Source organism: Caulobacter sp. DWR3-1-2, assembly GCF_049896225.1.
Taxonomy (GTDB): domain Bacteria; phylum Pseudomonadota; class Alphaproteobacteria; order Caulobacterales; family Caulobacteraceae; genus Caulobacter.
The window spans coordinates 101,957-124,518 of record NZ_JAFCTW010000012.1; the positions used below are offsets into that span (position 1 = coordinate 101,957).

Annotated in this window: 20 protein-coding genes, 1 tRNA gene and 4 pseudogenes; 12 read left to right on the forward strand and 13 right to left on the reverse strand. The window is 66.3% G+C overall.

Annotated elements, in window-relative coordinates; translation table 11 throughout:
* Window positions 1-136: 136 nt before the first annotated feature.
* A pseudogene (locus tag ACP696_RS16235) lies at window positions 137-632 on the reverse strand (IS630 family transposase).
* Window positions 633-670: 38 nt separating this feature from the next.
* Entirely contained in the window at window positions 671-1,201 is a 531-nt protein-coding gene (locus tag ACP696_RS16240) for an IS630 family transposase (protein ID WP_426044035.1), read from the reverse strand.
* A gap of 645 nt (window positions 1,202-1,846) precedes the next feature.
* Between ACP696_RS16240 and ACP696_RS16245 the strand changes: the two genes are divergently transcribed.
* The gene (locus ACP696_RS16245) at window positions 1,847-2,146 is read left to right on the forward strand and encodes a thermonuclease family protein (RefSeq protein WP_426044036.1); all 300 of its coding nucleotides are present in this window, start codon (window positions 1,847-1,849) and stop codon (window positions 2,144-2,146) included.
* Window positions 2,122-2,247, forward strand: a pseudogene (locus ACP696_RS16250) (thermonuclease family protein); the annotation flags it as partial. The gene ACP696_RS16245 and the pseudogene ACP696_RS16250, both read left to right, overlap by 25 nt.
* A gap of 159 nt (window positions 2,248-2,406) precedes the next feature.
* Here the strand turns inward: ACP696_RS16250 and ACP696_RS16255 are convergent.
* The 3 genes and pseudogenes from ACP696_RS16255 to ACP696_RS16265 all read right to left on the reverse strand — a co-directional run.
* On the reverse strand, window positions 2,407-3,951 hold the full coding sequence (locus ACP696_RS16255; RefSeq protein WP_426044037.1) for a Fic family protein: 1,545 nt from the start codon (window positions 3,949-3,951) through the stop codon (window positions 2,407-2,409).
* A gap of 435 nt (window positions 3,952-4,386) precedes the next feature.
* Window positions 4,387-4,527: pseudogene (locus tag ACP696_RS16260) on the reverse strand (IS630 family transposase); the annotation flags it as partial.
* Between the two features lie 78 nt (window positions 4,528-4,605).
* Window positions 4,606-4,929: pseudogene (locus ACP696_RS16265) on the reverse strand (ParB N-terminal domain-containing protein); the annotation flags it as partial.
* 810 nt (window positions 4,930-5,739) lie between these two features.
* Between ACP696_RS16265 and ACP696_RS16270 the strand changes: the two are divergent.
* From ACP696_RS16270 to ACP696_RS16285, 4 genes are all read left to right on the forward strand, one after another.
* Window positions 5,740-6,063, forward strand: coding sequence for a helix-turn-helix transcriptional regulator (locus ACP696_RS16270; RefSeq protein WP_426044038.1), 324 nt, complete (start codon window positions 5,740-5,742; stop codon window positions 6,061-6,063).
* A 240-nt stretch (window positions 6,064-6,303) separates the two neighbouring features.
* Complete coding sequence (locus ACP696_RS16275) at window positions 6,304-6,774, forward strand: hypothetical protein (protein ID WP_426012453.1); 471 nt, start codon at window positions 6,304-6,306, stop codon at window positions 6,772-6,774.
* Complete coding sequence (locus tag ACP696_RS16280) at window positions 6,771-7,055, forward strand: hypothetical protein (protein ID WP_426012455.1); 285 nt, start codon at window positions 6,771-6,773, stop codon at window positions 7,053-7,055. The genes ACP696_RS16275 and ACP696_RS16280 overlap by 4 nt, the downstream gene beginning before the upstream one ends.
* Window positions 7,056-7,230: 175 nt before the next feature.
* Complete coding sequence (locus ACP696_RS16285) at window positions 7,231-7,494, forward strand: helix-turn-helix domain-containing protein (RefSeq protein WP_426012457.1); 264 nt, start codon at window positions 7,231-7,233, stop codon at window positions 7,492-7,494.
* Here ACP696_RS16285 and ACP696_RS16290 read toward each other — a convergent pair.
* Together ACP696_RS16290 and ACP696_RS16295 are read right to left on the reverse strand one after the other, a co-directional pair.
* Window positions 7,481-8,731 (reverse strand): tyrosine-type recombinase/integrase, encoded by a 1,251-nt coding sequence (locus ACP696_RS16290; RefSeq protein WP_426012459.1) that lies wholly within the window; start codon window positions 8,729-8,731, stop codon window positions 7,481-7,483. The genes ACP696_RS16285 and ACP696_RS16290 overlap by 14 nt on opposite strands.
* 78 nt (window positions 8,732-8,809) lie before the next feature.
* Window positions 8,810-8,900: transfer RNA gene (locus tag ACP696_RS16295), tRNA-Ser, on the reverse strand.
* Between the two features lie 133 nt (window positions 8,901-9,033).
* Here ACP696_RS16295 and ACP696_RS16300 point away from each other — a divergent pair.
* The 4 genes from ACP696_RS16300 to ACP696_RS16315 are packed head-to-tail and all read left to right on the forward strand — an operon-like array spanning window position 9,034 to window position 13,736.
* Complete coding sequence (locus ACP696_RS16300; protein ID WP_426012461.1) at window positions 9,034-10,557, forward strand: exopolysaccharide biosynthesis polyprenyl glycosylphosphotransferase; 1,524 nt, start codon at window positions 9,034-9,036, stop codon at window positions 10,555-10,557.
* Between the two features lie 10 nt (window positions 10,558-10,567).
* Entirely contained in the window at window positions 10,568-12,010 is a 1,443-nt protein-coding gene (locus tag ACP696_RS16305) for a polysaccharide biosynthesis C-terminal domain-containing protein (protein WP_426012463.1), read from the forward strand.
* On the forward strand, window positions 12,007-12,948 hold the full coding sequence (locus ACP696_RS16310; protein ID WP_426012465.1) for a glycosyltransferase family 2 protein: 942 nt from the start codon (window positions 12,007-12,009) through the stop codon (window positions 12,946-12,948). The genes ACP696_RS16305 and ACP696_RS16310 overlap by 4 nt, the downstream gene beginning before the upstream one ends.
* Window positions 12,948-13,736, forward strand: coding sequence for a polysaccharide deacetylase family protein (locus tag ACP696_RS16315; RefSeq protein WP_426012467.1), 789 nt, complete (start codon window positions 12,948-12,950; stop codon window positions 13,734-13,736). The genes ACP696_RS16310 and ACP696_RS16315 overlap by 1 nt, the downstream gene beginning before the upstream one ends.
* Before the next feature lie 740 nt (window positions 13,737-14,476).
* Here ACP696_RS16315 and ACP696_RS16320 read toward each other — a convergent pair.
* From ACP696_RS16320 to ACP696_RS16330, 3 genes are all read right to left on the reverse strand, one after another.
* A complete protein-coding gene (locus ACP696_RS16320) occupies window positions 14,477-15,736 on the reverse strand; it encodes an O-antigen ligase family protein (protein WP_426012469.1) in 1,260 nt (419 codons plus the stop codon).
* A gap of 10 nt (window positions 15,737-15,746) precedes the next feature.
* A complete protein-coding gene (locus tag ACP696_RS16325; RefSeq protein ID WP_426012471.1) occupies window positions 15,747-16,448 on the reverse strand; it encodes a sugar kinase in 702 nt (233 codons plus the stop codon).
* Window positions 16,449-16,567: 119 nt separating this feature from the next.
* A complete protein-coding gene (locus ACP696_RS16330; protein ID WP_426012472.1) occupies window positions 16,568-18,067 on the reverse strand; it encodes a GumC family protein in 1,500 nt (499 codons plus the stop codon).
* A gap of 86 nt (window positions 18,068-18,153) precedes the next feature.
* Between ACP696_RS16330 and ACP696_RS16335 the strand changes: the two genes are divergently transcribed.
* A complete protein-coding gene (locus ACP696_RS16335; protein ID WP_426012473.1) occupies window positions 18,154-18,894 on the forward strand; it encodes a polysaccharide biosynthesis/export family protein in 741 nt (246 codons plus the stop codon).
* Between the two features lie 166 nt (window positions 18,895-19,060).
* On the opposite strand, the gene ACP696_RS16340 is transcribed toward ACP696_RS16335, so the two are convergent.
* Complete coding sequence (locus ACP696_RS16340; RefSeq protein ID WP_426012475.1) at window positions 19,061-19,339, reverse strand: sel1 repeat family protein; 279 nt, start codon at window positions 19,337-19,339, stop codon at window positions 19,061-19,063.
* 198 nt (window positions 19,340-19,537) lie between these two features.
* Window positions 19,538-20,263, reverse strand: coding sequence for a glutathione S-transferase N-terminal domain-containing protein (locus tag ACP696_RS16345; RefSeq protein ID WP_426012477.1), 726 nt, complete (start codon window positions 20,261-20,263; stop codon window positions 19,538-19,540).
* A gap of 183 nt (window positions 20,264-20,446) precedes the next feature.
* On the opposite strand from ACP696_RS16345, the gene ACP696_RS16350 reads away from it, so the two are divergent.
* Window positions 20,447-20,974 (forward strand): RcnB family protein, encoded by a 528-nt coding sequence (locus ACP696_RS16350; protein ID WP_426012479.1) that lies wholly within the window; start codon window positions 20,447-20,449, stop codon window positions 20,972-20,974.
* A gap of 67 nt (window positions 20,975-21,041) precedes the next feature.
* Here ACP696_RS16350 and gatB read toward each other — a convergent pair whose 3' ends face one another.
* On the reverse strand, window positions 21,042-22,562 hold the full coding sequence (gene gatB / locus ACP696_RS16355; protein WP_426012480.1) for an Asp-tRNA(Asn)/Glu-tRNA(Gln) amidotransferase subunit GatB: 1,521 nt from the start codon (window positions 22,560-22,562) through the stop codon (window positions 21,042-21,044).

The following is a 22,562-nucleotide window of genomic DNA, read 5'->3' on the forward strand; positions in this document are numbered from 1 at the left end:
GGATTTCGCCCCGCCATCGTGCAGGACGCAATCTGTAGTAGACTCTTGTCGAGACCACCCACGGGATGAGCGGCGGATGCAATGCAGCGTTGTGGTCGGTGAGACTGGATGTCGCAGGTGCTAATACCAATCGCCCCTAGCGTGAACCTGTGGCCCATTGGCGATGACCGGTGGATTTGATGCGGTCTGGCTCGTCGATGAGGCTGTTGCTGGCTTCGCAGATGGCTTGGACGATGGCGTCGTGGTCGTCGAACACCCGGTTGGAGAGGAAGCGCTGTCGCAGGTGCTGCCAGACGTTCTCGGCGGGATTGAGCTCGGGCGAGCGTGGCGGCAGGGGCAGCAGGGTGAGGTTGTCGGGCGGTCTGAGTTTTTGGGTGGTGTGCCCATCCGGCCTGGTCGAGGACGACCACGCCATGGGCTCCCGGGGCGGCCTGCAGGGCGATCTCGTCGAGCTGGAGTTGCATGGCGGCGGTGTTGGCCTTCTCGCAGGCCCAGGCCGCGCCCACCCCACGCGCGGGACAGATGGCCCCGAACAGATAGGCGCAACCGGTCCGCAGGTCGGCGATCTGGCGGGGCCGCGTCCCGGCCTTGCCCCAGACCCGCGTGCGGTGGGTCTTTTGACCGACCCGCATCTCGTCTTGGAACCAGACCTCGACAGGCGTGCCGGGCGTCAGGCCAGACTGAATGCCCGCCAGCGCCCCTGCGAAGCTTTTTTAAAATCCACCTGGGCCTGGACGTCCTGGCGATAGTGCTGGGGCCGGGCGGTGATGTGCGAAAAGCCCAGCCGCTTGAGCAGCTTGCCAACCGTGCGCTCGTGCACCCTCACCCCGAAGCGTTCGGCGATGGCCGTCTGCAGATCGCAACACCGCCAGCCCGCCACGCCCTTGCGCCCATCTGCCTCGGGCCCGGCCTCCACCAGCGCGCCCAGGGCCTGCTCCTGTTGCGGCGACAGACATCGCCGGGCGCCCGGCGGCGGACGGTTGATCAGGCCCTCCGGACCCAGGGCGTTGAACCGCAGCGCCCAGTCCCGCAGCGTCTGCCGGTCCATGCCGGCCAACTCAGCCGCTTCGGCTCGACTGCGGCCTTCATAAACCGCCGCCAGCGCCAGCAGGCGCCGCACCTGATCTGGATCCTTGGCCCGCGCCGCCAGCCGACGGGTCCGCGCCGCGTCATAATCGACTCGAAGCTTGATGGCGGACATCCACGACCTCCCTTGCAACCAGGAGCGTGAATCACTGTCCGGCCAGTCAGGGAATCCTGTCGGAGTCAGGGGCTTTTGGTATAAGTTTCTTGTCTCGCGAGGAATGGGGCCAAGGCGCGCCGTGCGCCCCAGGGGAAGAAAGGCAGGCTGTGAGGTTGTGGGAGCGGACCGGTCCCCGGTCAGATCAGGCCAGAAGAGGACGGCGGTCGGCGAGCCCGGCAAAGGTCTCCTGGAGAGGCCAGGATGGCGGCCGTCGGCGCTTTCACCGTCCAATCTGACAGCGCGTCTTGGGCGACATCCGCCCCTTTCCCATCGAGTTCAGGGCAGTCCAGTGACGCCCAGTCGCCGACCTGGCCGGTAAGAACATGACCCCATGTCGGGTGTTCGCCGGGAGGGCCGAGCTGGGCGCGGCCTGGAAGATGGCCGGCTGGTCCAAGAACGACTATCTGCCGGTCAAGCTGGACGGCCGTCGTCCCCACCGCGATCAAGGACGGCCTGGTCGTCATCGACGGCGTCCACAGCCTGGCCTGGTCGCGCAGCAACGCGCCCAAGGCGGACTAAGCGGCCAGCCTCTCCGCCGATCCGGCGGGGCGGGCGCGGCGCGCGAGGGCTGGCGACGGAAGCGACACAGGGTATAGCGGCGACATGACTGCCCTCGCCGCCCTCGCCGCCGGACTGATCGCATGCACCGCGCCCACCGTGCATGACGGCGACACCTTGCGCTGCGGATCCGATCGCATCCGGCTGTTCGGGGTCGATGCGCCCGAGGTGAAGCGCAGCACGACAACGGCCGAGCCGCTGGCCTATGAGGCGCGGGACTTGCTGATCACGCTGACACGGGGCCGCGGGGCCGCGTCGGCTGCCGCGTTCTCGACCATGACCGCTACGGCCGCAGCGTCGCCCACTGCTGGTCGGACGCCACGCCCGACATCAACGCCGCCCTGATCCACTCGGGCCTGGCCACGGAATACCGGCGCTACAGCAAGGGCGCCTATGCCGCCGCCGAGGCCGAAGCCAGGCAAGCCCGGCGCGGGGCCTTGAAATAGACAGACGAAGCGAGCGATCGATCCCAAGGGATCGCCGCCCGCAGGTGAGGCTTCCAGGATTTGGAGCTCGTTCCGCTCGCGGGAGGCCGCCGAATGGGTCGCCGCCGGTGACCCCCGTTGAGAAAGTTCGCCCCCTGGCCGCAGTCGCCGGTCGCCGGCCTAGCCTGGCCCCTTGTCGAAGGCTCGGGCGTAGAGCGCTTCGATCCGTTCGACCTCGCCCTCCGTCAGGGCCTCGAACTCCCTCCCGCGAGCGCGTTCGGAGAGCTGGCCGCCGGCCTGGTCCAGGAACTTGCGCAGCAGTTCGACCTCGCCCGTCGGCATATCGACGATCTGCTGAACGTCTTGGCTGAACCGGTCGAAGGCCTGAAGGAACCAGACCTCCTGGGGCAGGTCCTGCTCGATGGTCTGCTCGACGCAGGCATAGAGGAAGGCCGCGTGGGCGGTGGCGTCGAAATAGCGATAGAAGGCGGCGGTGTCGTTCAACACCTCGACGTTGCCGGTGTCGGTGGCGCGCCAATCGATGAATGGCAGGAGCTGCGCCGAGTAGGACTCCAAGACTGCCTTGTAGCGGTCGATCTGACGCAAGATCGCGGCGCTGACCGGAAAGACCAGGCCTGGCGGGCTATAGGCGGCGCGGGCCAAGGCATGATGGATCAGCCAGCGGTGCAGCCGGCCGTTCCCGTCCACATAGGGGTGGATATAGACGAAACCGAAGGCCAGGCTGGCCGCCGCCACCACCGGATCCATGCCGCCGCGCGCCGCGCGCTCGGCGAAGGCCGCCACGCCGTCGATCAGGCTCCGGAGATCATCAGGGCGGGCGCTGACATGGTCGGGAAGCGGGATGTTACTGTCGCGGTCGTGGACGCCGACAAAGCCGCCCTCGTCCCGAAGACCCAGGCGAACGAACCGGGCGTCGCCAATGACCACCTTCTGGAGGCGATCAAGCTCCGCCAGATCCAGCGGCCGCGCCCCGGCTTGGGCGATGGCCTGGCCCCAACGGGCGGCGCGCTGCCCGGTCGGCCGCTCGCCCTCGATGGCGAAAGAGGACTTGGAGTCGCTCAGCAGAATGAAGGCCGCCGCCCGCGCCATCAGGTCGGGCCGCACCCGGCCCATCGCCTCGCGCGCCTGCTCGCCCAAGGCCTTATCGCCATAGGCGATGAGTTCGGCGGTCTTGCGGACCAGCGGGCAAAAGGCCGCCGTGCCCGGCAGGTTGTTGAGGACCTTGTGGCGGGGCGAAGGCTCGGCGACGGCCAGAGCGTATTGCTGGTCGGGATCCAGCACCGGAACCAGCCGGACCTTGCCGGGATCAAGCAGATCGAGCTGGCCGCCCGTCAGCCATTCGTAGAGGAACCAGAGGCGGCGGGCGAAGGCGCCGGTCGGCGTGGCCCTGACGATCGCCTCGATGTCGGAAGACGCGACCTGGTCGAACAGCTTGGACAGCACCTGCAGGTCGACGCCTTCATAGCGCAAGGCCAGGGTCAGCTGAGCGGCGAGCGTCGCCTCCGGCCGGTGCCGGGGTGTCAGCATCAGCCAGTCGGGGGTCGAGACGGGATGGTGGCGGGCGGCGATGGCGGCCGTTTGGACCGGAAGCGGCAGGACGAGGTCATAGCGGGCGATCAGCGCGGCGTAGCCGGCGAGCTCCCCGGGCTCGGGAAGGGCGCGACCGCGAAACTCGGTCACCGCGCGCGTAGGCCATTCACCCATTTCAAACCCCGCGAAATTCGATCACCGGGCTGCGGCCCGCTTGCGGGAATCCGTCACCGTTCGCGAAAATCTATCACATCTCCGAATATTTGAGAATCTTGATCACGCCGCATTCGATCGCGGCCTGGTGGCGATGAACCCATCGCCCTCACGCGAAGACCGGCACACGCCAAACCGGTTTGAGCGTGGTCGGGTGGCGCACGGGCCTTGCTCGCCCGGCGCGCCGGCGCGCCTGCGCGCGTCCATCCACGCACAGAAAGTGGTCGATCCCAAGGATCGGCCACCCCAGCTTTCAACATCGTGGAAAAGGCGGGGCGGTCTTGGACCGCCCCGTCCTCGCCTATTCGGCCGCGACCGCGACCGCCTGGGCCGCGACAGTCTCGACGACTTCGGCGTCAAGCTCCGCGACGACTTCGGCTTGGTCCACCTCGGCCGCTAGTGGATTGATTCCAACGTTTGGTGCCCACGGGCGGCGGCGGCGATGATCTTGTCGGGGTCGGCGGTCCAGACGAAGGGCTTGGGCTGCTGGTTGTGATCGGCGACGAAGCGGTTGATGGCGGCCTGGAGGTCAACGACGCCCTTGTCCCGACGCGAAATGTTTTCATCCAAGGAAATCTCGGCGGGATCGTTGGTCGTATCGACCACGCAGCGCACAGGCTCAGTTTTGCTCAGCAGCTTGCGCTTGGCCAGGAGCTTGAGGGCCTGACGGCGACCTTCGCCGATGGTGACGAGGTAGTAGCCGCTTTCCTGGCCGCCTTCCCTCACCTCCGGCTCGACCACCAGGGGCTGGAGCAGGCCCTTGAAGCGGATGCTGGCGGCGCGGGCCTCGATATCCTCGGCCGAATGGCCGACACGCCGCGCGTTGCGCGGCGAGGCCTTCAACTTGTTGAGGGCGATGTCACGCACCTCACCGGGCTGGACCGGAACGCGCCCGGCCTTCACGGCTGGGGCGCGGGCGGTGTCTTGAACTTGGGTCATGGTCTTTTTCCTTGGGCAGGGGTGCAGGCGCAAGGCGCGCCTGAACCCCTGCCCGTCGGCGAGACCGGGGGTGCAAACGGAGGGGCGGCTTCGCGGGGATCCGGCTGCAGGGCGTTGCTGCCCAGCCTGTCGACCGCTCCCGTAGCGACCGAAGCTGGGCGGAAGCCGATCCGAAGTGCGCCAGGGGCGGAGCCCCAAGCCACGCGATCACCTCGTGATCGCTCTTCGAAAAATGAAGCCTGCACAGGAGCCCGCGCATGCGCGTGTCGGGAGGCGGCGTCGAGCGGCCGGCGGCGACCCCCATTCCTTGTCTTAAGGGCGCCCGCCAGGCGTCGCGCCCGTGGGAGCGGCGAAAGCCGCGGGACCGAGCGTGACCGCCGGCCGTTCTCGATATTGGGTGAAGCCGGGCGCGAAAGCGCTCGGCGCGAACCTCTGGCGAAGCGTTTGCAAAAGGTGGACCCTGCCGCCCCGACTAGCGCCGCAGTGTCTGCATCCCGGTGAGGACGCCGGGCTCGACGAGATCGACGGGCTCACGGTCCGCAGGCCCAACGGGCCTGAGATCGCCCCAAAGGCGCTGGGGCGTTTGCACCGCGGTCTCAGGGTCTCCAGGAGACACCCCTTTGCCGGCCGGTCGCCCTGGCATCCCCAAACCAAGCACCCGCGCCGCCTGCGGAGCCGATGTCAAGACCACGAGGAGGCGCGTTCCAAAACCGCCGAACGCCTGTCTTTCCACGCCAGAGCCCACCTTGACCTTATGGTCGCTTGCTGCGTGGGCAAGGCCTTGAACTATGGGCCAAAAGCGAGCCTGCCATGCCGCAAGACCTCGCGCCGCCGCCCCGTCCCGTGGGCGCCCTGCCCGCCACCGGCGCCATCCGCCGGCCAGAATTGCGCAAGATCGAGCCGCTCACCGACACGACCATCTATGAGATGGAGCGTCGCGGAGAATTTCCCCGCCGGTTTTCGCTGACCCGCTGCTGCGTGGTCTGGGATCTGGGATCTGGGATCTGGGATCTGGGCGAGATCGAAACCTGGCTGGCGCACCGCAACCACGCCGCTCTAGACCCGTCGGCCGCCCCCGCCGAGGGTCCCGATGTCCAGACCCGGCGGACGCGCCCGGTGCAGCGGACGCGATAAGTCATCGCTGTCTGCGGACGGGCCGGTTCCTGCGCGGCCGCGGCGCCGACCGTGCGCGCCATGGCGTCGACACCTGGCGTTTTCGCGTTGCCATTCATCGTAACGGCTGCTCGCAATACACATGGGAACCAACCGCCCCACCGGATCGCTAAAGCTCTGCCTTAGCCGGAGCACACTTTTGTCCGAACACTTCCCCTGGCCTCGAACGGTCGGGTCATCCTCACCTACGGCCGAAGCCTGATGGCCTTGGTCATTGCTCGCTCGCTGGCCCAGCGCGGTGTCGAGGTCATAGGGTGCGACGATGTCGACCTGGCGGTGATGTCGTTCTCAAAGCATGTGAAGGAGACCTTCACCGTCGCGCCCTGGAAGCTTCGGCCCGACGATTTCCTCGACGAACTGGAAGCCGCCGTGCGCGAATATGCGCTGCGCGATGAACGCCCCTACGTCCTGATGCCCGTGTTCACAGAGGGCGAGTTGATCGCACGCCACCGCGCGCGCTTCGAGCCCGCGGTCAAGCTCGCCGCGCCGTTGTGGAAGAGCATCAGTGTTGTCCATCCAAAGGACCATTTGGCCAAGCTAGTCGAAAGCGATGATCTTCCGGCCCCGAGGACCCGGATCGTGCCGGACCGCGCGGCGTTGACGCGGTTGGCGCCGACGCTGGAATACCCGCTCATCGTCAAGCCCAGCGACGGAGCCGGTGGCCGGGGGTGAGCATCGCGGGGTCGACTGACGAGGCGATCGAGCAGGTCGAGGCGCTGGGCTTTACCCCTACCCTCCTGCTCCAAAGCCTGGTTCCGGGCGAGGATTTCTGCGTCGCCGCGCTGGCCGACAAGGGCAGGCTGGCGGCGATGATGGCCTATCGCAATCTGACCACCTTTCCCCGCAAGGCCGGGGCCGGGGCCGTTCGGGAGACTGTCGACGCCGAACCCTTCCGGGAGGCCGTCGAAAAGGTCGTGGCGGCGTTGGGCTGGGATGGGCTGGCTGAGCCTTGACAGCGAAGTGTCAGCACCAGAGCCAGGTACTCGCGGGTGCAGTTGTCGATCACCGCCAGGGTCCGCAACCGCCGAACGCCTGTCACTGCACGCCACAGTACGATCGCGGCTCGGAGCGCATTGCGCTAACATTCTTGCGGGACGAAATCATGGCTGCGACCGACAAGGGCCAGACATGCAAGCGGATCCCACCTCCTCCCCCCAATTGGGCAGCCTTGGGCGCTTGGCGTACCGGGTAAAGGAAGCCGCTGATGCGCTGGCGATAAGCCGAAGTCGATTTTATGAGCTCGTCGCCGCTGGCGACATCCGCGTTCTGAAAGACGGCGCGCGAACCTTGGTTCGACATACAGAGCTGGTGGCCTATCTCGATCGCCTCGAAGACACTGCCCGATTGTCTAGGCCGCCCTTGCGAAGCAGGTCGCCGCCTAATCGTCCATAAGCGTCCGACGCTTTTCGAACAGATCGCCACGACGATAGGCGGCCTCGACCTTGTTTCCGATGGTGTGCGCTAAGGCCATCTCGACGAGTTCGCCAGGATAATCCCTGGTTTCCGCCGCCCAGTCGCGGAAGGTGCTCCCAAAGCCATGGGTTGTAAGATCGCCTCGGCCAAGATCTTTGAGCACCTTGAGCAGGCTCATGTTGGATAGACCCCTGCCCGGTCGAAGACCTGGGAAGATGGGACCTATGGGCGAGGCCAACGCCGCCTGCTCTCCCGTCAGATACGTCTGAGCGCGCCGCCGGCGGACCAATTGCCCTTCGAGAATGGCGATCGTCGGTGCTGACAGATGCACTCGGTGCTCCTTGCCTCCCTTCATCCGCTCGCCGGGAATAGTCCAGAGGGCCTTGGCAAGATCGATCTCTTCCCAGACACCGCCGAGGATCTCGTTGGTGCGTCCGATCGTGAGGATCGTAAACTCCAGCGCCCGCGCCGCCACGCCGCGCACGGCCGCCAGGTTCGTCATGAACGCCACGATCTCGGAAAACGGCAGCGCCGCGTGGTGCTTGACCAATCGAACCTTGGACTTGGCCGGAAGGATCTTGTCGAGGTGGCCGTTCCATCGGGCGGGATTGTCGCCCTCGCGGTGACCGTGAGCTGTGGCCCAGTCGATCACGTTCTCAATGCGGCCTCGAACCCGGCTCGCCGTCTCGGCCTTGCTGGCCCAGATGGGCTTGATCGCCAAGAGCACATGGGACGTCTCGACCGTGCTGACATCCAGTCCTCCCATATGCGGCGAGGCGTAGGTCGTCAGGGTGCTTTTCCACTGTTTAACGTGCTTGTCGTTGCGCCAGGACGCCTTGTTATCTTCGATGAAGGCATCGACCGCGTTGTCGAAGCTGACATTGACAGCGTTGTCTTGCGCCTCCGCCGCCTCACGTTTCCGACGCTCGTCGATCGAATCCAGGCCGGCTAGCCGCAGCCTTTGAGCGTCGCGGGCCAGTCCCCGCGCTTCGCTGAGGGTGACCGAATGCAGCGGTCCCAGGCCCGTTCGACGTTCCTGATCCCCTTTCCAATAGCGGAAAACCCACGACCGCCCCGCCTCGCCGCTGACCTGTAGGTACAGGCCTCCCCCGTCCGGATACCAACCGGGCTCATCGAGTCGTCGAACCTGCAGAGCCGTAAGGCGCTCAAGAAGCCGAGCCGACGGTGCTGGATCAGCCTGGACGCGTCCAGACACGAGTTCGAGATTTACTCAATGAAATACGGGGCTTAACGGACCCGCCTGGACATTGGTGGACGCCCATGGATGGGGTGGTGGCGGAGACGGAGGGATTCGAACCCTCGATACCCTTTTGGGGTATGCCGCTTTAGCAAAGCGGTGCCTTCAGCCTCTCGGCCACGTCTCCTCCTGAGAGGGGAGCGGTTCGATAGCCTGTTCGCCGGGCCGTGACAATCGAGCTATCGGAAAAATCCGCGTTAACGTGAAGCTCAGACCGCGAGACTAGCCTGAACCCTGTTTTACAACGGGCTTGGGGCCTCATGTCGTCTGCGATCGCACAATCATTCGAGACCGAAGATGTCCCGGCGGCCGACGTCGAGACGACGCCGACCTTGCCGATGATCGAGGACGAAGACGCCGTAGGCGTCGGTCGGCGCGGCCCGTTCCGTCCCGGCCGCCTGGTGCCGGCCCGGGCTCGCATGCAGGTCCGCAGTCTTTCCCGCGCCTTTCGGATGGTCGACGCGCTCGCCGTGGCGGCGACGACCGCCGCGACCATGATGATCACCCACCTGCCGGCCGCCGCCTTCGCGCCGCTGGTGCTGGGCGCCCTGGCCCTCGTGCCCGTCCTCTACGCGCTCGAGGCCTACGCCTTCCATCGCCGCGACAGCTTCCGCCGCCATGGCCTGCGCTTGCTGGCCGCCTATGGCGCGACGGCCCTGGTGGTGTTGGCCGCCACCCTAGGCTTTGGCGAGGCTCGCGCCGCGCCCCTTTTCGTCGTCGCGGGATGGAGCGCGGCCCTGGTCGCCGTGACCGGCCTTCTCCACACGATCTGGTGGCGCGCCGTTGATCACGGCCGTCGCGAGGGTCGCCTGACTCCCAACGTCGTGGTCGTGGGCGCCACGGTCAATGCCGAGCGCTTCATCCGCACCGCCCTGGCCACTGGCGACGTCAATGTGCTGGGCGTGTTCGACGACCGCGCCGACCGCGCCCCGCCCCAGGTCATGGGGGTGCCGGTTCTGGGCGACACCACGGCCCTGATCGACCACCGCATCATGCCCTATGTCGACCGGGTGATCATCGCGGTGAGCTCCTCGGCCGAGGCCCGCGTCCGCCAGTTGGTTGAGCGGCTGGAAGTGCTGCCTAACCCGGTCAGCCTGTTCGTAGACGTGGGTCACGAGGCCCAGCGTAGCGCCTCCCTGGCCCGCTTCGTCGACCTGTCGGGCGCGACCACTGACGCTCGCCGCGCCATCGCAAAACGCGCCCAGGACATCGTGGTCGGCGGGCTGGGCCTGCTGGTCGCCTCGCCGATCATGCTGCTGGTGGCCCTCGCCATCAAGCTGGACAGCCCTGGCCCGGTGTTCTTCCGCCAGCGTCGCCACGGCTTCAACAACGAGGCCATCCTGGTGTGGAAGTTCCGGTCGATGCGACACGAGATGGCCGACGCCAAGGCCGCCCGCCAAGTCAGCGCCAATGACGACCGCGTCACCAAGGTCGGCAAGTTCATCCGCAAGACCAGCCTCGACGAGCTGCCCCAACTGTTCAACGTGCTGAAGGGCGAGATGTCGATGGTCGGCCCCCGCCCCCACGCCATCGGCATGAAGAGCGGCGACGTGGAGTCGGCCAAGCTGGTCGCCCACTATGCCCACCGCCACCGCATGAAGCCGGGCGTCACCGGCTGGGCGGCGATCAACGGCTCGCGCGGCCCGGTCGATACGGCGCAGCTGGTCCAGGAGCGTGTCGCCCTGGACGTGGACTACATCGAGCGCCAATCGTTCTGGCTGGACCTCTACATTATCGCCATGACCATCCCCTGCCTGCTCGGGGACCGGTCGGCGGTGCGCTGAGGACCCGATCATGTTCTGGCGTGGCGTACTGGGATACCTGCCGGTCAATATCGCTCAAGGCGTGGTGGGCCTGCTCACCATCGTGCTGTTTACCCGTGTCCTGACGCCTGAGCAGTATGGCGTCTACGCCCTCGCCTTCTCGGCGCTCAGCCTGACCCAGACGATCCTGCTCACCTGGACGGAAGCCGCGATGGCCCGCTTCCATGCGCGGCAGGAGGCCGACGGCCGGCTGCCCGATCACTTCGCCACGATCTATCGCCTGTGGTTCGCCCTCGTCCTGGCCGTCCCGGTGGTCGCGGTGCTGGTGCTGAAGTTCGCGCCCTTGGCCGCTCCGCTGAAGATCGCCGTTGCCGCCTCCCTAGCCGCTGTCGTGGTCAAGAGCCTGACCAAACTGTCGCAGGAGCGCCGCCGCGCGTCCGGCGAGGTCTCCAGCGCGGCCCTGCTCGACATCGTCCAGACGATCGGCGGCTTCGCCCTGGGCCTCGTATTGGCTTTGGTCGGCCTGGGCGGCGCCGCGCCGATCCTCGGCATGGGGGCGATCTCGCTGCTGTGCCTGGTGTTCGTGCTACCGACCGACCTGCGCCGCGCCCAGGGTGGTCGGTATGACGCCGCCATGGCCAAGGCCTATGCCGCCTATGGCCTGCCGGTGGCCCTGTCGCTGATCCTGGCCTTGGTGCTTTCGACCACCGACCGTTTCCTGTTGGCGGCCTTCCTGGGCGAAAAGGCGGTCGGCGTCTATCACGCCGGCTATTCGCTTGGCAGCCGCACGCTCGACGTGGTGTTCATTTGGTTGGGCATGGCCGGTGGTCCCGCCATGGTCGCGGCCCTGGAGCGCGGCGGCCACCCCGCCCTGAAGGACGCCGCTCACGAGCAGGCCAGCTTCATGGTGCTGCTGACCCTGCCCGCCGCCGTGGGCCTGGCCCTGGTCGGTCGTCCGTTGGCGCAGGTGATGATCGGACCGCAACTGAGCGCCGGCGCCGGCGGCGTCGTGCCTTGGATCGCCTTGGCCGGTTGGCTGTCGGGCGTGACCACCTATTACCTGCTGCAGGCCTTCACCCTGGGTAGGAAGACCCCGATGCTGATTGTCTGCATGGCCATTCCAGCCAGCACCAATGTCGCCCTGAACCTCTTGCTAATCCCGCGCTTTGGCCTGGACGGAGCGCTCTGGTCAACCGCCGCCAGCTACGCGATTGGCGCGATTGGGGCGGGTGTCCTGGGCCGCCGCGTCTGCCCCCTGCCCGTGCCCTGGTCCAACCTGTTGAAGGCCGGTGTGGCCTGCGCCTTGATGGGCGCCGTTGTGTTGGCCGTGCCGGCCTTCGGCGGGGTCGTCGAGCTGCTGATCAAGGCCGCGCTCGGCGCCCTGGTGTATGGCCTCGCGGTGCTGGCTGTCGACGCCGGTGGCCTGCGCGGCCGCCTGAACGAAATTCTCCAGCGCCGGTTGAGAGCCACATGACCGTCGTTTCCGAAACCCTGACCGACAACATCGCCTGGACGTCCCTCTCCGAGACGGGCGCCCAGCCGCGCCTGTCGGTGCTGATCCCGACCTTCCGCGACGATCCCAGCGCCCTGCTCAAGGCGCTCGATGAGCGCGGCGTCGAGGCCGAGGTCATCCTGCTGGACGACGGCGGCGGCGACGCGGCCTTGGTCGAGCGGATGGCCAAGCGCATCGAGACGATGACGCTGCCGGCCCGGTTGGTCGTGCTGTCGTCCAACGAGGGCCGCGCCAAGGGCCGCAACCGCCTGGCGCGCCACGCCCGGGGCGGCCACCTGCTGTTTCTCGACAGCGACATGCTGCCCGACCCGATCGGTTTCCTGGCTCGCTGGACAGCGCTGGCCGGGGACGACGTGGCCGTGGCCTTCGGTGGGTTTACCCTGGACCAGACGCCCCACCGGCCCGAGCACGACCTGCACCGGGCCATGGCCCTGAAAAGTGACTGCACCTCAGCGCCTGAACGGGCCAGGGAACCCGAAAAGCACGTCTTCACCTCCAACCTCTTGGTCCGCCGAGACGTCTTCGACACCGTGGCTTTCGACGAAGGCTTCGCCGGCTGGGGGTGGGAGGACGTCGAGTGGGCCATGCGGGTGTCGGCGCTCTATCCGATCGTCCATATCGACAATTCGGCCACCCATCTGGGACTGGACACGGCCCAGGCCCTCGCCGCCAAATACGAACAGTCAGCGGCCAACTTCGCGCGGGTCGTGCAAGGCCACCTTGCGGTGGTTCGAAACTATCCCAGCTACCGTGTCGCCAAGGCGCTCAAGCCCTTGCCTTTGCGGCCCCTCTGGCGGCCGATGCTCAAGTCCATCGCCCTCTGCGAGGCGGCTCCGACGCCGCTGCGGGCCCTCGCCATGCGGCTCTATCGCGCCGCCCTCTATTCGGACGCCGTCTGATGCAGACCTTCCCCGCTGAAGAGATTGGCGAAAAAGTCGACGCCTACGAGCCCGACGTCACATTGAAGGGCAAGCTGAGGCGACGACTGATCCGCCTGGCCCATCGCCGACCCGCCAAGGTGAAACTGGAGCGGCCGATGGTGTCGTTCAGCTTTGACGACGCCCCCGCCACGGCCTGCGAGGCCGGAGCCCGGGTGCTGGAGCAACGCGACCTGCGCGGCACCTATTATTTCGCGGCCGGCCTCGCCGGCCGCGACGGGCCCATGGGCCGTTTCGCCACCGGTGAGGACGCCGCGAGGTTGCACGCCGCCGGCCACGAGATCGCCTGCCACACCTTCTCGCACCTCGACTGCGGCCAGTCCTCGGCGGCCGAGACCCGGGCCGACGTCGACCGCAACAGCGCGGCCCTGGCGACCTGGGGCGTCGGCGAGCCGGTCAGCTTCGCCTATCCTTACGGCGACGTCGCCGGCCCAGCCAAGACCGCCTTGGCCAGCCGCTTCAAGACCCTGAGGGCCCTGCACCACGGTCTGATCGCCAACGGCGCCGACCTCAACCAGGCCCCCGCCGTCGGCATCGAGGGCGAGGACGGCGAGGCCGTGGCCCTGGATTGGCTGGACAAGGCCCATGCCCGCAACGCCTGGCTGATCCTCTACACCCACGACGTCGCGGCAGAACCATCCCAGTGGGGCTGCACCATCGGAACGCTGGAGCGGTTGGTGGATGGGGCGCTGGTGGCGGGCTTCGACGTGGTGACCGTGGCCGAAGGCGCGCGGCGGATCGGGCTGTAGGGCTCCTCTCCTCCAGGGGGAGGACTTTGCCACGATTGGGGACAGGCGCATGCGCCTGTCCCCATCAGCAGGCGCGGGTTCACGCTCACGCGCCAAAGCTGCGATGGGATGGGGAGGGTGCGAAGCGCCCGGGCTCCGCCCGGAGGATTTGCAGATTTGATACCGTTTCGACGAAGACGAGCGCTTCGCGTGGCCTTCAGACGAGAGCCATCGGCGCGCGGGGTCTTAACCCGCTTCCGAAGTGGGCCCTCGGCGGGCGGAGGGTTGGCTGACCCTCCGGACCGTACAGGCGATTTCAGCCCGTACCTGTTGGCAACGGCCGCCTACCCGGGCGCCGAAGTTTTGTCGCCGCGGGGGCGAACCTGCTCCGAACCGACCTTGGGGCGTCTCCCGAAGAAGACACGGCGGCCAAGCCTTCCCGCTCGACCACTTCCCACCGCCCGTCAGGTCGCCGGCCGACGTCCCTCCCCGTGCGATGGGGTGAGATCATTATGAGGGCGCCCAAAAGGGGTGAGCGTCAAAAAGATTGAGAAAGTTTAGAGCGTTGATTTTGAATGACTTTGTTTCGTGACCACTCGCGTCGAACTGCTCACGCGCCTTTCTATCCTTTGCGGGGAGGCGTGGAACCCTCAACCTTGGTCATCTGCCGAAAATTGATCGCTGCTTTTTCATCCTCTCATCCCGGCGGAGGCCCGGATAAAAGGAATTTCGGGTGTTGCTTCCATCGGAAGCAAACCGCTCTAGGCCTCGATCTCGCGGTCCGGGAAGGCCAGCTTGGCCGCGAAGGCCACGAACAGCACCCAGCGAAAGTCATTATAGACCACCGCGATGCTCTCGGTCAGGGCCACCAGACTGTAGACGACCAAGAAGGGGAAGGCGAGCAGCGCGCCCCGGTCGCGGAACACCGCGATCACCGCCAAGGTCATGGTCTGCAAGTAGAATAGCCCCCAGGCGATCAACCCCACCAGGCCCATGCCCAGCCACTGTTCCAGCCAGCTGTTATGGGCGTGCTGGGCCTGGAAGCCAGCGTTCTTGCTGATCCAGGCAAAGGGGCCCCAGCCGGTCTTGTCGCCCCACACCGCCTGGTAGCCATAGCCGAGCCAGGGCCGGTCCTCGATCTCGCGCATCACCGCGCTCCAGATCTTGGTGCGGCCGGTCAGGGTGGCGTCCTTGCCGAGGATCGAGAAGAACACATCGGCGGCGAACAGGATGAAGGCGGCCAATAGCACCACGCCGGTTACGCCGGCCCAGGTGGCGGCGACTCCAGCGGCGGGGCTGCGGCGGGCCACTAGCACGAAGCCGATCGCGCCCATGCCCAGCACCAGCGAGACCAGCGAGGTCTTTGACGTCGACATCAGCACCAGCACCAAGGCCAGGCCCGCGAAGGTCCACCACAGGTGAGCGCGCCGGGGGTTGAGCAGCGCGGCAGCCGAGAGGATGCAGAAGCCGAAGGCCATGTTTCCGCCCAGGCCGTTCTTCTCGCGCCAAAGGCCGCGCCAGGCGCCGGGGAAAAGCTCGGTCATGATCCCGATGCGCGGCACGGCCAGACAGACGACGAAACTGGCGATGATCAAGACCGCGAAGGCCGCTCCCACCACCTCGGCCAGCTGCGGCCAGCGAAACCGCGCCGCCAGGGCGACGCCGCCCAGGGTGGTGCAGACCAAGGCGAAACAGCGCCGGGCTGTCTGGTCGGGGTTCACCGACCAGACCATCGAGGCGACAACCACGACCAGCAGCACGATCAGGAACGGCTGCCGGATCAGCACCCGGAAGGTCGCGCCAGGCCGCAGGGCGATCAGGGCGAAGCCGGCGGCATAGGCGGGCAGGTAGGCGACTCGCAGGATCGCAGAGCCGGCCTCGGTGGCGCTCTCACCGACCAACGGCAATTCCCAGCCGCCGCTATAAAGCAGCAGGGCGAAGACCGCCAAGGCGAAGAGGGCGATGTGGGCGAAGGTCAGGCGGGCCGGCGCGGCGGCGGGCGCCGTTCCGTAGAGGCTCACGCCGGGCTCCTCAAGGCAGGATGGCCTTCAGGAAACGGGGCGGCTGGACCGAGGCCTGGTTGAAGAACACGCCAGCGCAGCGGCCGCCGGCCGAGGCCAGGGCGTCGCGCAACAGGCCGGGCGGCCGCACGTCGGGTTGCTGGGCGCTGACCACCATCACGATCTGGTCCATGTGCTGGGCCAGGGTCAGGGCCGCCTGGGAAGTGTCAGCTGAGGGACTATCGACGATGATGATCTCGGCGTGGCGGCGCAGGGCCGACCAATATTCGACGCCGGGCAGGATATGGACCTTCTGGCGGCCGCGCAGGGCCTCGCGGTTAAATCGAGTAACCCACAAGCTCGGCCCACCGACGCTATGGGCGGTCAGGTACTTGGCGTCGGGCCAGACGCCGCCGTCGGGCTTGGGGGCCGGCGGCTGCACGGTAAAAAAGGCCGAGCCGTCCGGCGAGGCCGGCGCGCCGGGGCCCATGGCGCCGTAGCGTTCGGGGTCGGCGGCGATGGCCTGGTATTGCGGCGAAGTGACGAGGTCGAGGTCGATCAACCAGGTCTTGCGACCGGCCCGCTTGGCGGCGAAGCGGGCGAATTCGCGGGCGGCGGTCGAAGTCCCCTCCCCACGCCGGGCGGATACGAACTGGACGACATGCGCGCGGCCGGGCGCGGGGGCGCCCAAGGACCCCCACAGCTCAGCCATCTCGACGTTCAAGTCCACCATTCGCCGAATCGCTACGCGTTGAAGTCCGTTCACCTTAAGGCCCAAACGCTTTCGCGTGAAAGGCGACGAAAGCGCCCAGGGCCAAGCTGATAAAGCCGCCCCAGGCTGTTAGGTTCATTTCAGCGCTTGTAGGCCGCCGTGGCCAGCACCGGCAGGTTCAGGGTGCGCGCGGCCGAAGCCGGAGTTTGCAGGCCCGGACGTAGCAGCATCCGCACGAGACCGGCGCAGGCGGCCGAGAACGCGGCGAACAGGAAGGCCAGGACCAGGATCGGCTTTTTCAGGCTCTTGCCGGTCGAGGGCGCCACGGCGCGCTGGACGATGCGGATATTGTCGCTGCCCTCGGCCGACATCCGGCGCTGGGCCTGGTCCTGCTGTTCCTTGACCGTGAAGTCGCGAACATTGGAAGATAGCACGTCACGGTCGCGGCTGAGCTGGTTGAAAGTGGGCTCCAGCTCCGACAACCGCAGCAGGCGCTGGTTCACGTCCTGGACTTGCTGGCTGTAGGCGACCTGCGCCTGTTGCAGGGCCGCGACCTCGGCCGCCAAGTCGTTCTGAGTGGATTGCAGGGTCTGCCAGATCGGATTGGGACCGCTTCGCCGCGCGCCATCGCCGTTAGTGCGGCCCGAGGCGATGCCCTGCTCCAGCTGAGAGATCTGGGCCTCGATGTCGCGGACCGGTTGGGTGCCGGGCCGATAGCGCGACAGCAGGCCCTCGCGATCCAGCTTCAGCTGGGCCAGCTTGCCGCTCGCAGACATGTCGCTGTCGCGATAGAGCACCATGTCGGCTGGCGTGCGCGCCAGCTCGCCCCGCACCGAGGCCAGGCGGCCCCTGCGGTCCTGAAGCTGCGCTTCGGTGGCGTATTTCTGCGACTCGGCTTGGGCCTGCAGCTGGGTCAAGGCCGTCTTCTGGGCAGTGAAGTCGCCGATGTTGTTGCCCGACAGGAAGGCTTGATAGGCGGTATCGGTCTCGGCCAGCTTGTCGGCGAAGATGTCGCGCTGACGCTCAAGGCCATTGTCGCTGGAGCCGATCAGCAGGCTGCGGCGATAGATCAGATACTCCTCGAGCAGGGTGTTGAGCACCTTCTCGGCGACCTCGGCGTTCTTGTTGGAATAGGACAGCCGGATGATCGAGTTGTCGGGGGCGGTCTCGATCTTCAGGTTGCGGGCGAGCGCGTCACGTCCCTCGGCGATCAGCTTGCGCTTCCCCTCGGGCGAGGCCCTGGAATATTTGGTGGCATGGGCTGGGAAGATCTTGCCAAAGCCGACCTTGCGGATCACCCGCTCGCGCAGTTCGCTGCTGCCGAGGATTTCCGCTTCCGACTGGATCACCTGGTCGACGTCCGGCACCGCGCCCCGCGCGGCGTCGCCGGCTCGGGGCTCGTAGACATATTCCTGGCCCAGGCGGACAAACAGGCTTGAGCTGGCGGTATAGGTCTTCTTCATCGTGGTGGCGAAGGCCAGGCCGATGCAAAAGATCACCATGAACACGCCGAGCATCAGCCAGCGCTCGCGCCAAAGCAAGGTGACGAAATCGGTCGGCGCGTAGCGGGCGCGCGCCGCCCAGTCGCTTCGCGACGGGGGTTCGTGCGGCACGCTGGTCCAGGCGCTCGTCGTCGACATGCGAATCCGATGGGTTCAAGTCTCGACCTTACCCTGGTCGGTCGCGCCTTAAGGCTTCGTTACCCATTCCTGTTAAGACTTGCCGCATGCACAGGCGCACCATCCTCTCGGCGGCTTTCGCCCTGCCCTTCCTGGCCAGCGGTCTTTCGGCCTGCGGCCACGTGGACGGCGAGCCCATCACGCCCACGGCCCGCCCGACGGCCGATTTTCCCGACATCGGCTACGCCGAATGGACAGACGACGAGCCAGACTACCGATTCTATCCGGGGGACGAAATCGATGTCCGCGTGCCCTCGGCGGTCGAGCTGAACAAGTCTGCGGTGATCCAACCCGATGGCCGCGTCGCTTTGCCGTTGATCGGTCCGGTGATGGCCGCCGACCGCACCATCGGTGAACTTGAGGCCTCGATCACCCAGGCCTATGGCGCCCAGTTGTTGCGGCCGAAGGTCGAGGTGTCGGTCAAGACCACGGCGCCGCTGAAGATTTTCGTGGGCGGAGAGGTTGGCAATCCTGGCGTCTATGACATGGCCGGCGACGGCGACGCCCTGCGGGCGGTGATCCAGGCCGGGGGCTTCAAGGCCTCGTCCAAGCGCAGCTCGGTGGTGATCATTCGCCGGGGCCCGGGCGGTCGTCCGATGCTGCGCACCGCGAACCTGCTTTCGGGAATGACAGGCGGCGGGGCGGACTTGGTGCCGCTACGTCGGTTCGACATCGTCTATGTGCCGCGCAGCGGGGTCGCCGAGGCGGGCCTGTTCATGCAGCAATATTTCCGCGACCTGCTGCCGATCAATTTCAGCTACGCGGTCAACGGCTTTAACGGAAACTAGAGCATTTTTCGAGCGAAGTGGTTCCGGTTCGCGTGAAGAAAAATGCGTTAAAACAGAAGATTAGAGCTCACGGCCTGACGCAGTCAGGTCGGGAAATACTCTAGGTCGCCCACCCGGCGCTTCAGACGTCCGGGAAAGGGAAGGCGTGGGCTGAACCCGTCAGGGTTCAGCCGTTGGCCAGCCATTCGCGCGCCTGGCGCTGCGCTTCGGCGACATCCTCGCTGGCCATCTCCTGCGAGATTTCCTTGCGATAGACCTTGGCTTCGACCGAACCACGCATGGCGGCCAGGTTGAACAGCATGTGGGCCGAGACGTAGTCGAGCGGCGCGCCGCCCTGACCGGTCGAATAGAGCAGGCCCATGCGAAACAGCTCGTCGCCCGAGGTGTCGGCGGTCGGCAGCGGGATGCCGTGGATGGCGGCGGGTGGTTCAATGCTCATCATCATGACCGTGGTTCTCCTTGCAGCCCGCGCCGTCGTTCTGGCCGCGCCAAGCTCTCTGTGGAGACACAAAAGTCCTTCTTGATTGAACATATAGTTAAGGCCGGCGACAGCATGAATCTTGGCCATGAATACATAAACCCTTCACGGGTATTACGTTGCGTTCACCGGTGTTACTAGACGTAAACCCCCGTATACAGCGCGTTAACGAGCGCGCTGGCCAAACAGCACCTTTCGGGCCTCTTCCTGCGCTTTTCCGGGGGTTTGCAGGGCCGGGCGGCGCAATTCCGCCCCCAGCTTGAACCCGCGCTCGACGCCTTCGCGGGCCGCCATGCGCTCGAACCACGTCTTCAAGTGCGGAAATTCTTCCAGAATAATGCCCTGATTTTTCCATGGCACAACCCAACCCCAGCAGGCGAAGTCGGCGATGGACAATTGGCCACAGATGAAATCCTTCCCGTCCAGCTGCTTGTTGAGCACGCCGTACAGCCTGTGGGTCTCGTTGGTGTAGCGGACGGCGCCATAGGCGATCTGCCGCTGGTCGCTGACGATCGAGGCCGCATATTGCCGGAAATGGTGGGTCTGGCCGGCCATCGGACCGAGGCCGCCCATCTGCCACATCAGCCACTGGTCGATATCGACCCGCTCGCGCTCATTGGTCCCGTAGAACTGCCCGGTCTTGCGACCCAGATACTGCAGGATGGCCCCGGACTCGAAGACCGAGATCGGCTGGCCCTCGGGACCGTCCGGATCGACGATCGCCGGCATGCGGTTGTTGGGGCTGATGGCCAGGAACTCAGGCTTGAACTGTTCGCCCGTCCCGATGTTCACCGAAACCATGGTGTAGGGCAGACCCATCTCTTCCAGGGCGACGGAGATCTTCCAGCCATTGGGCGTAGGCCAGTAATAGAGTGCGATCGAACCGCTCATGCTGTTTTCCCTCTTCGTTGACTCCAACATGGTCTCGCGCGCGCGTCACGCCAAGGCCGGTGATGGGTTGGAGCCTTAGCCTGACCGCGCCGTTCAGATCAGGTTCAGCGAGACCGGAGCATTCTGTCGTTCAAGAACGAGGGATGAGACGGCCGAAAGGCCCGACCAAAGGAGACGGATGAGATGAAACGTCTTTTACTCACTATCGCGGCCGTGGCCGCCGTGGCCGGCCCGATGGCCCTGGCCAGCGAGGCTTCGGCCCAGAATCGCGGCCACGGCCGCGGCGGCGACCAGGGTGGCCGCGGGGATCACGACCGCGGCGGTCGCGGCGATGATCGCGGCGACGGCCGAGACGGCGACGGCGGTGGCCATGACGGTCGTCACGACAACGGTCGCCACAACGGTTGGGACCGCAGCGACAAGCGCTGGGATAACGGCCGCCACAACGGCTATTACTATAACAATCGCTGGAGCTATGGCGCGCCGCCGGCCGCCTATTACGGACACCCCGGCTACCGTCCCGGCTACACCGCCTGGCGCCGCGGCGGCTACCTGCCGTCCTACTATCGCGGCGGCGATTACGTGATCAACGACTATGGCTACTACCGCCTGCGTCCGCCGCCCCGGGGCTATCACTGGTACCGGGCGGGTAGCGACTACGTGCTGGCGGCGATCGCCACGGGCTTGATCTTCGACATCATCAATAACTAGTGACGTCGATCTGAAACGATGGGCGGCGCTCCGGGCAATCCCGTGAGCGCCGCTCCGTCAGTCGGGCCTAGAGCCCCAGCTTGCCCCGCAGCAGTTCATTCACGGTCGCCGGATTGGCCTTGCCGCCGGTCTCCTTCATCACTTGGCCGACGAACCACCCGACGGCCTGGGGCTTTTCCTTCACGGCCGAGGCCTTGTCTGGATTGGCGGCGATCAGGGCGTCGATGGCCGCCTCAATGGCGCCCGTGTCGTTGATCTGAACCAAGCCCCGCGCCTCGACGATCTGCGCGGGACGCCCCTCGCCCGCCCACATGTGCTCGAAGACCTCCTTGGCGATCTTCGACGAAATCGTGCCGTTCTCGATGAGTTCGACCAGTTGAGCGATGTCCGAGGCCGGCAGCGGCGAGGCGGCAATTTCGCGACCGTTCGCCGCCAGTTTCGACAGCAGCTCGTTGGTCACCCAATTGGACACCAGCTTGGCGTCGCGGCCCCCTGTCTTTTCGAAAAGAGATTGGGCGGCGGCTTCGAAATAGTCGGCGCGGTCGCTTTCGATGATCAGCACGCCAGCGTCATAGGCCGACAGGCCGTACTGGCTCTGCAGGCGCTGCTTCTTGGCGTCCGGCAGTTCCGGCAGGGTTTCCTCAATCGCCTTGACCCAGGCCGGGTCGAGGATCAGCGGCAGCAGGTCCGGATCGGGGAAGTAGCGATAGTCGTGCGCCTCTTCCTTCGACCGCATCGACCGGGTCTCGACCTTGGTCGGGTCGAACAGCCGGGTCTCCTGGTCGATCTTGCCGCCGTCCTCCAGGATCTCGATCTGGCGACGGGCCTCGTACTCGATGGCCTGCTGGATATAGCGGTAGGAGTTGACGTTCTTGATCTCGCAGCGCGTGCCCAGATGGCTGAAGCTGCCGGTCTCGCGGAACCTCTCATAGGCGCCGGGGCGGCAGACCGAGACATTGACGTCGGCCCGCAGGTTGCCCTTCTCCATGTCTCCGTCGCAGGTGCCCAGATAGACCAGGATCGTGCGGATTTTCTTCACATAGGCCGCCGCCTCTTCCGAGGTGCGCATGTCGGGCTTGGAGACGATCTCCATCAGCGCCGTGCCCGCGCGGTTTAGGTCCACATAGGTGGCGTTGGGATCCAGGTCGTGGATCGACTTGCCGGCGTCCTGCTCCAGGTGCAAGCGCTCGATGCGCACGTCGAAGGTCGTGCCGTCGTCGCGCTCGACGCTGACGACGCCCTCGCCGACGATCGGCTGGTCGAACTGGCTGATCTGATAGCCCTGAGGCAGATCGGGATAGAAGTAGTTCTTGCGGTCGAAGCGGCTCTTCAGATTGATCTGGGCTTTAAGACCCAAGCCAGTCTTGACCGCCTGCTCCACGCAGAAGCCGTTCAGCACCGGAAGCATGCCCGGCATGGCCGCGTCCACCAGGCTGACCTGCTGGTTTGGCCCGGCGCCGAACCCGACGGCGGCGCCAGAAAACAGCTTGGACTTGCTGGCGACCTGGGCATGGATCTCGAGGCCGAGGACAATTTCCCACGGGCCGGTGCGGCCTTGGATCTGCTTTGCGGAGGCGGTTTCGGTCAT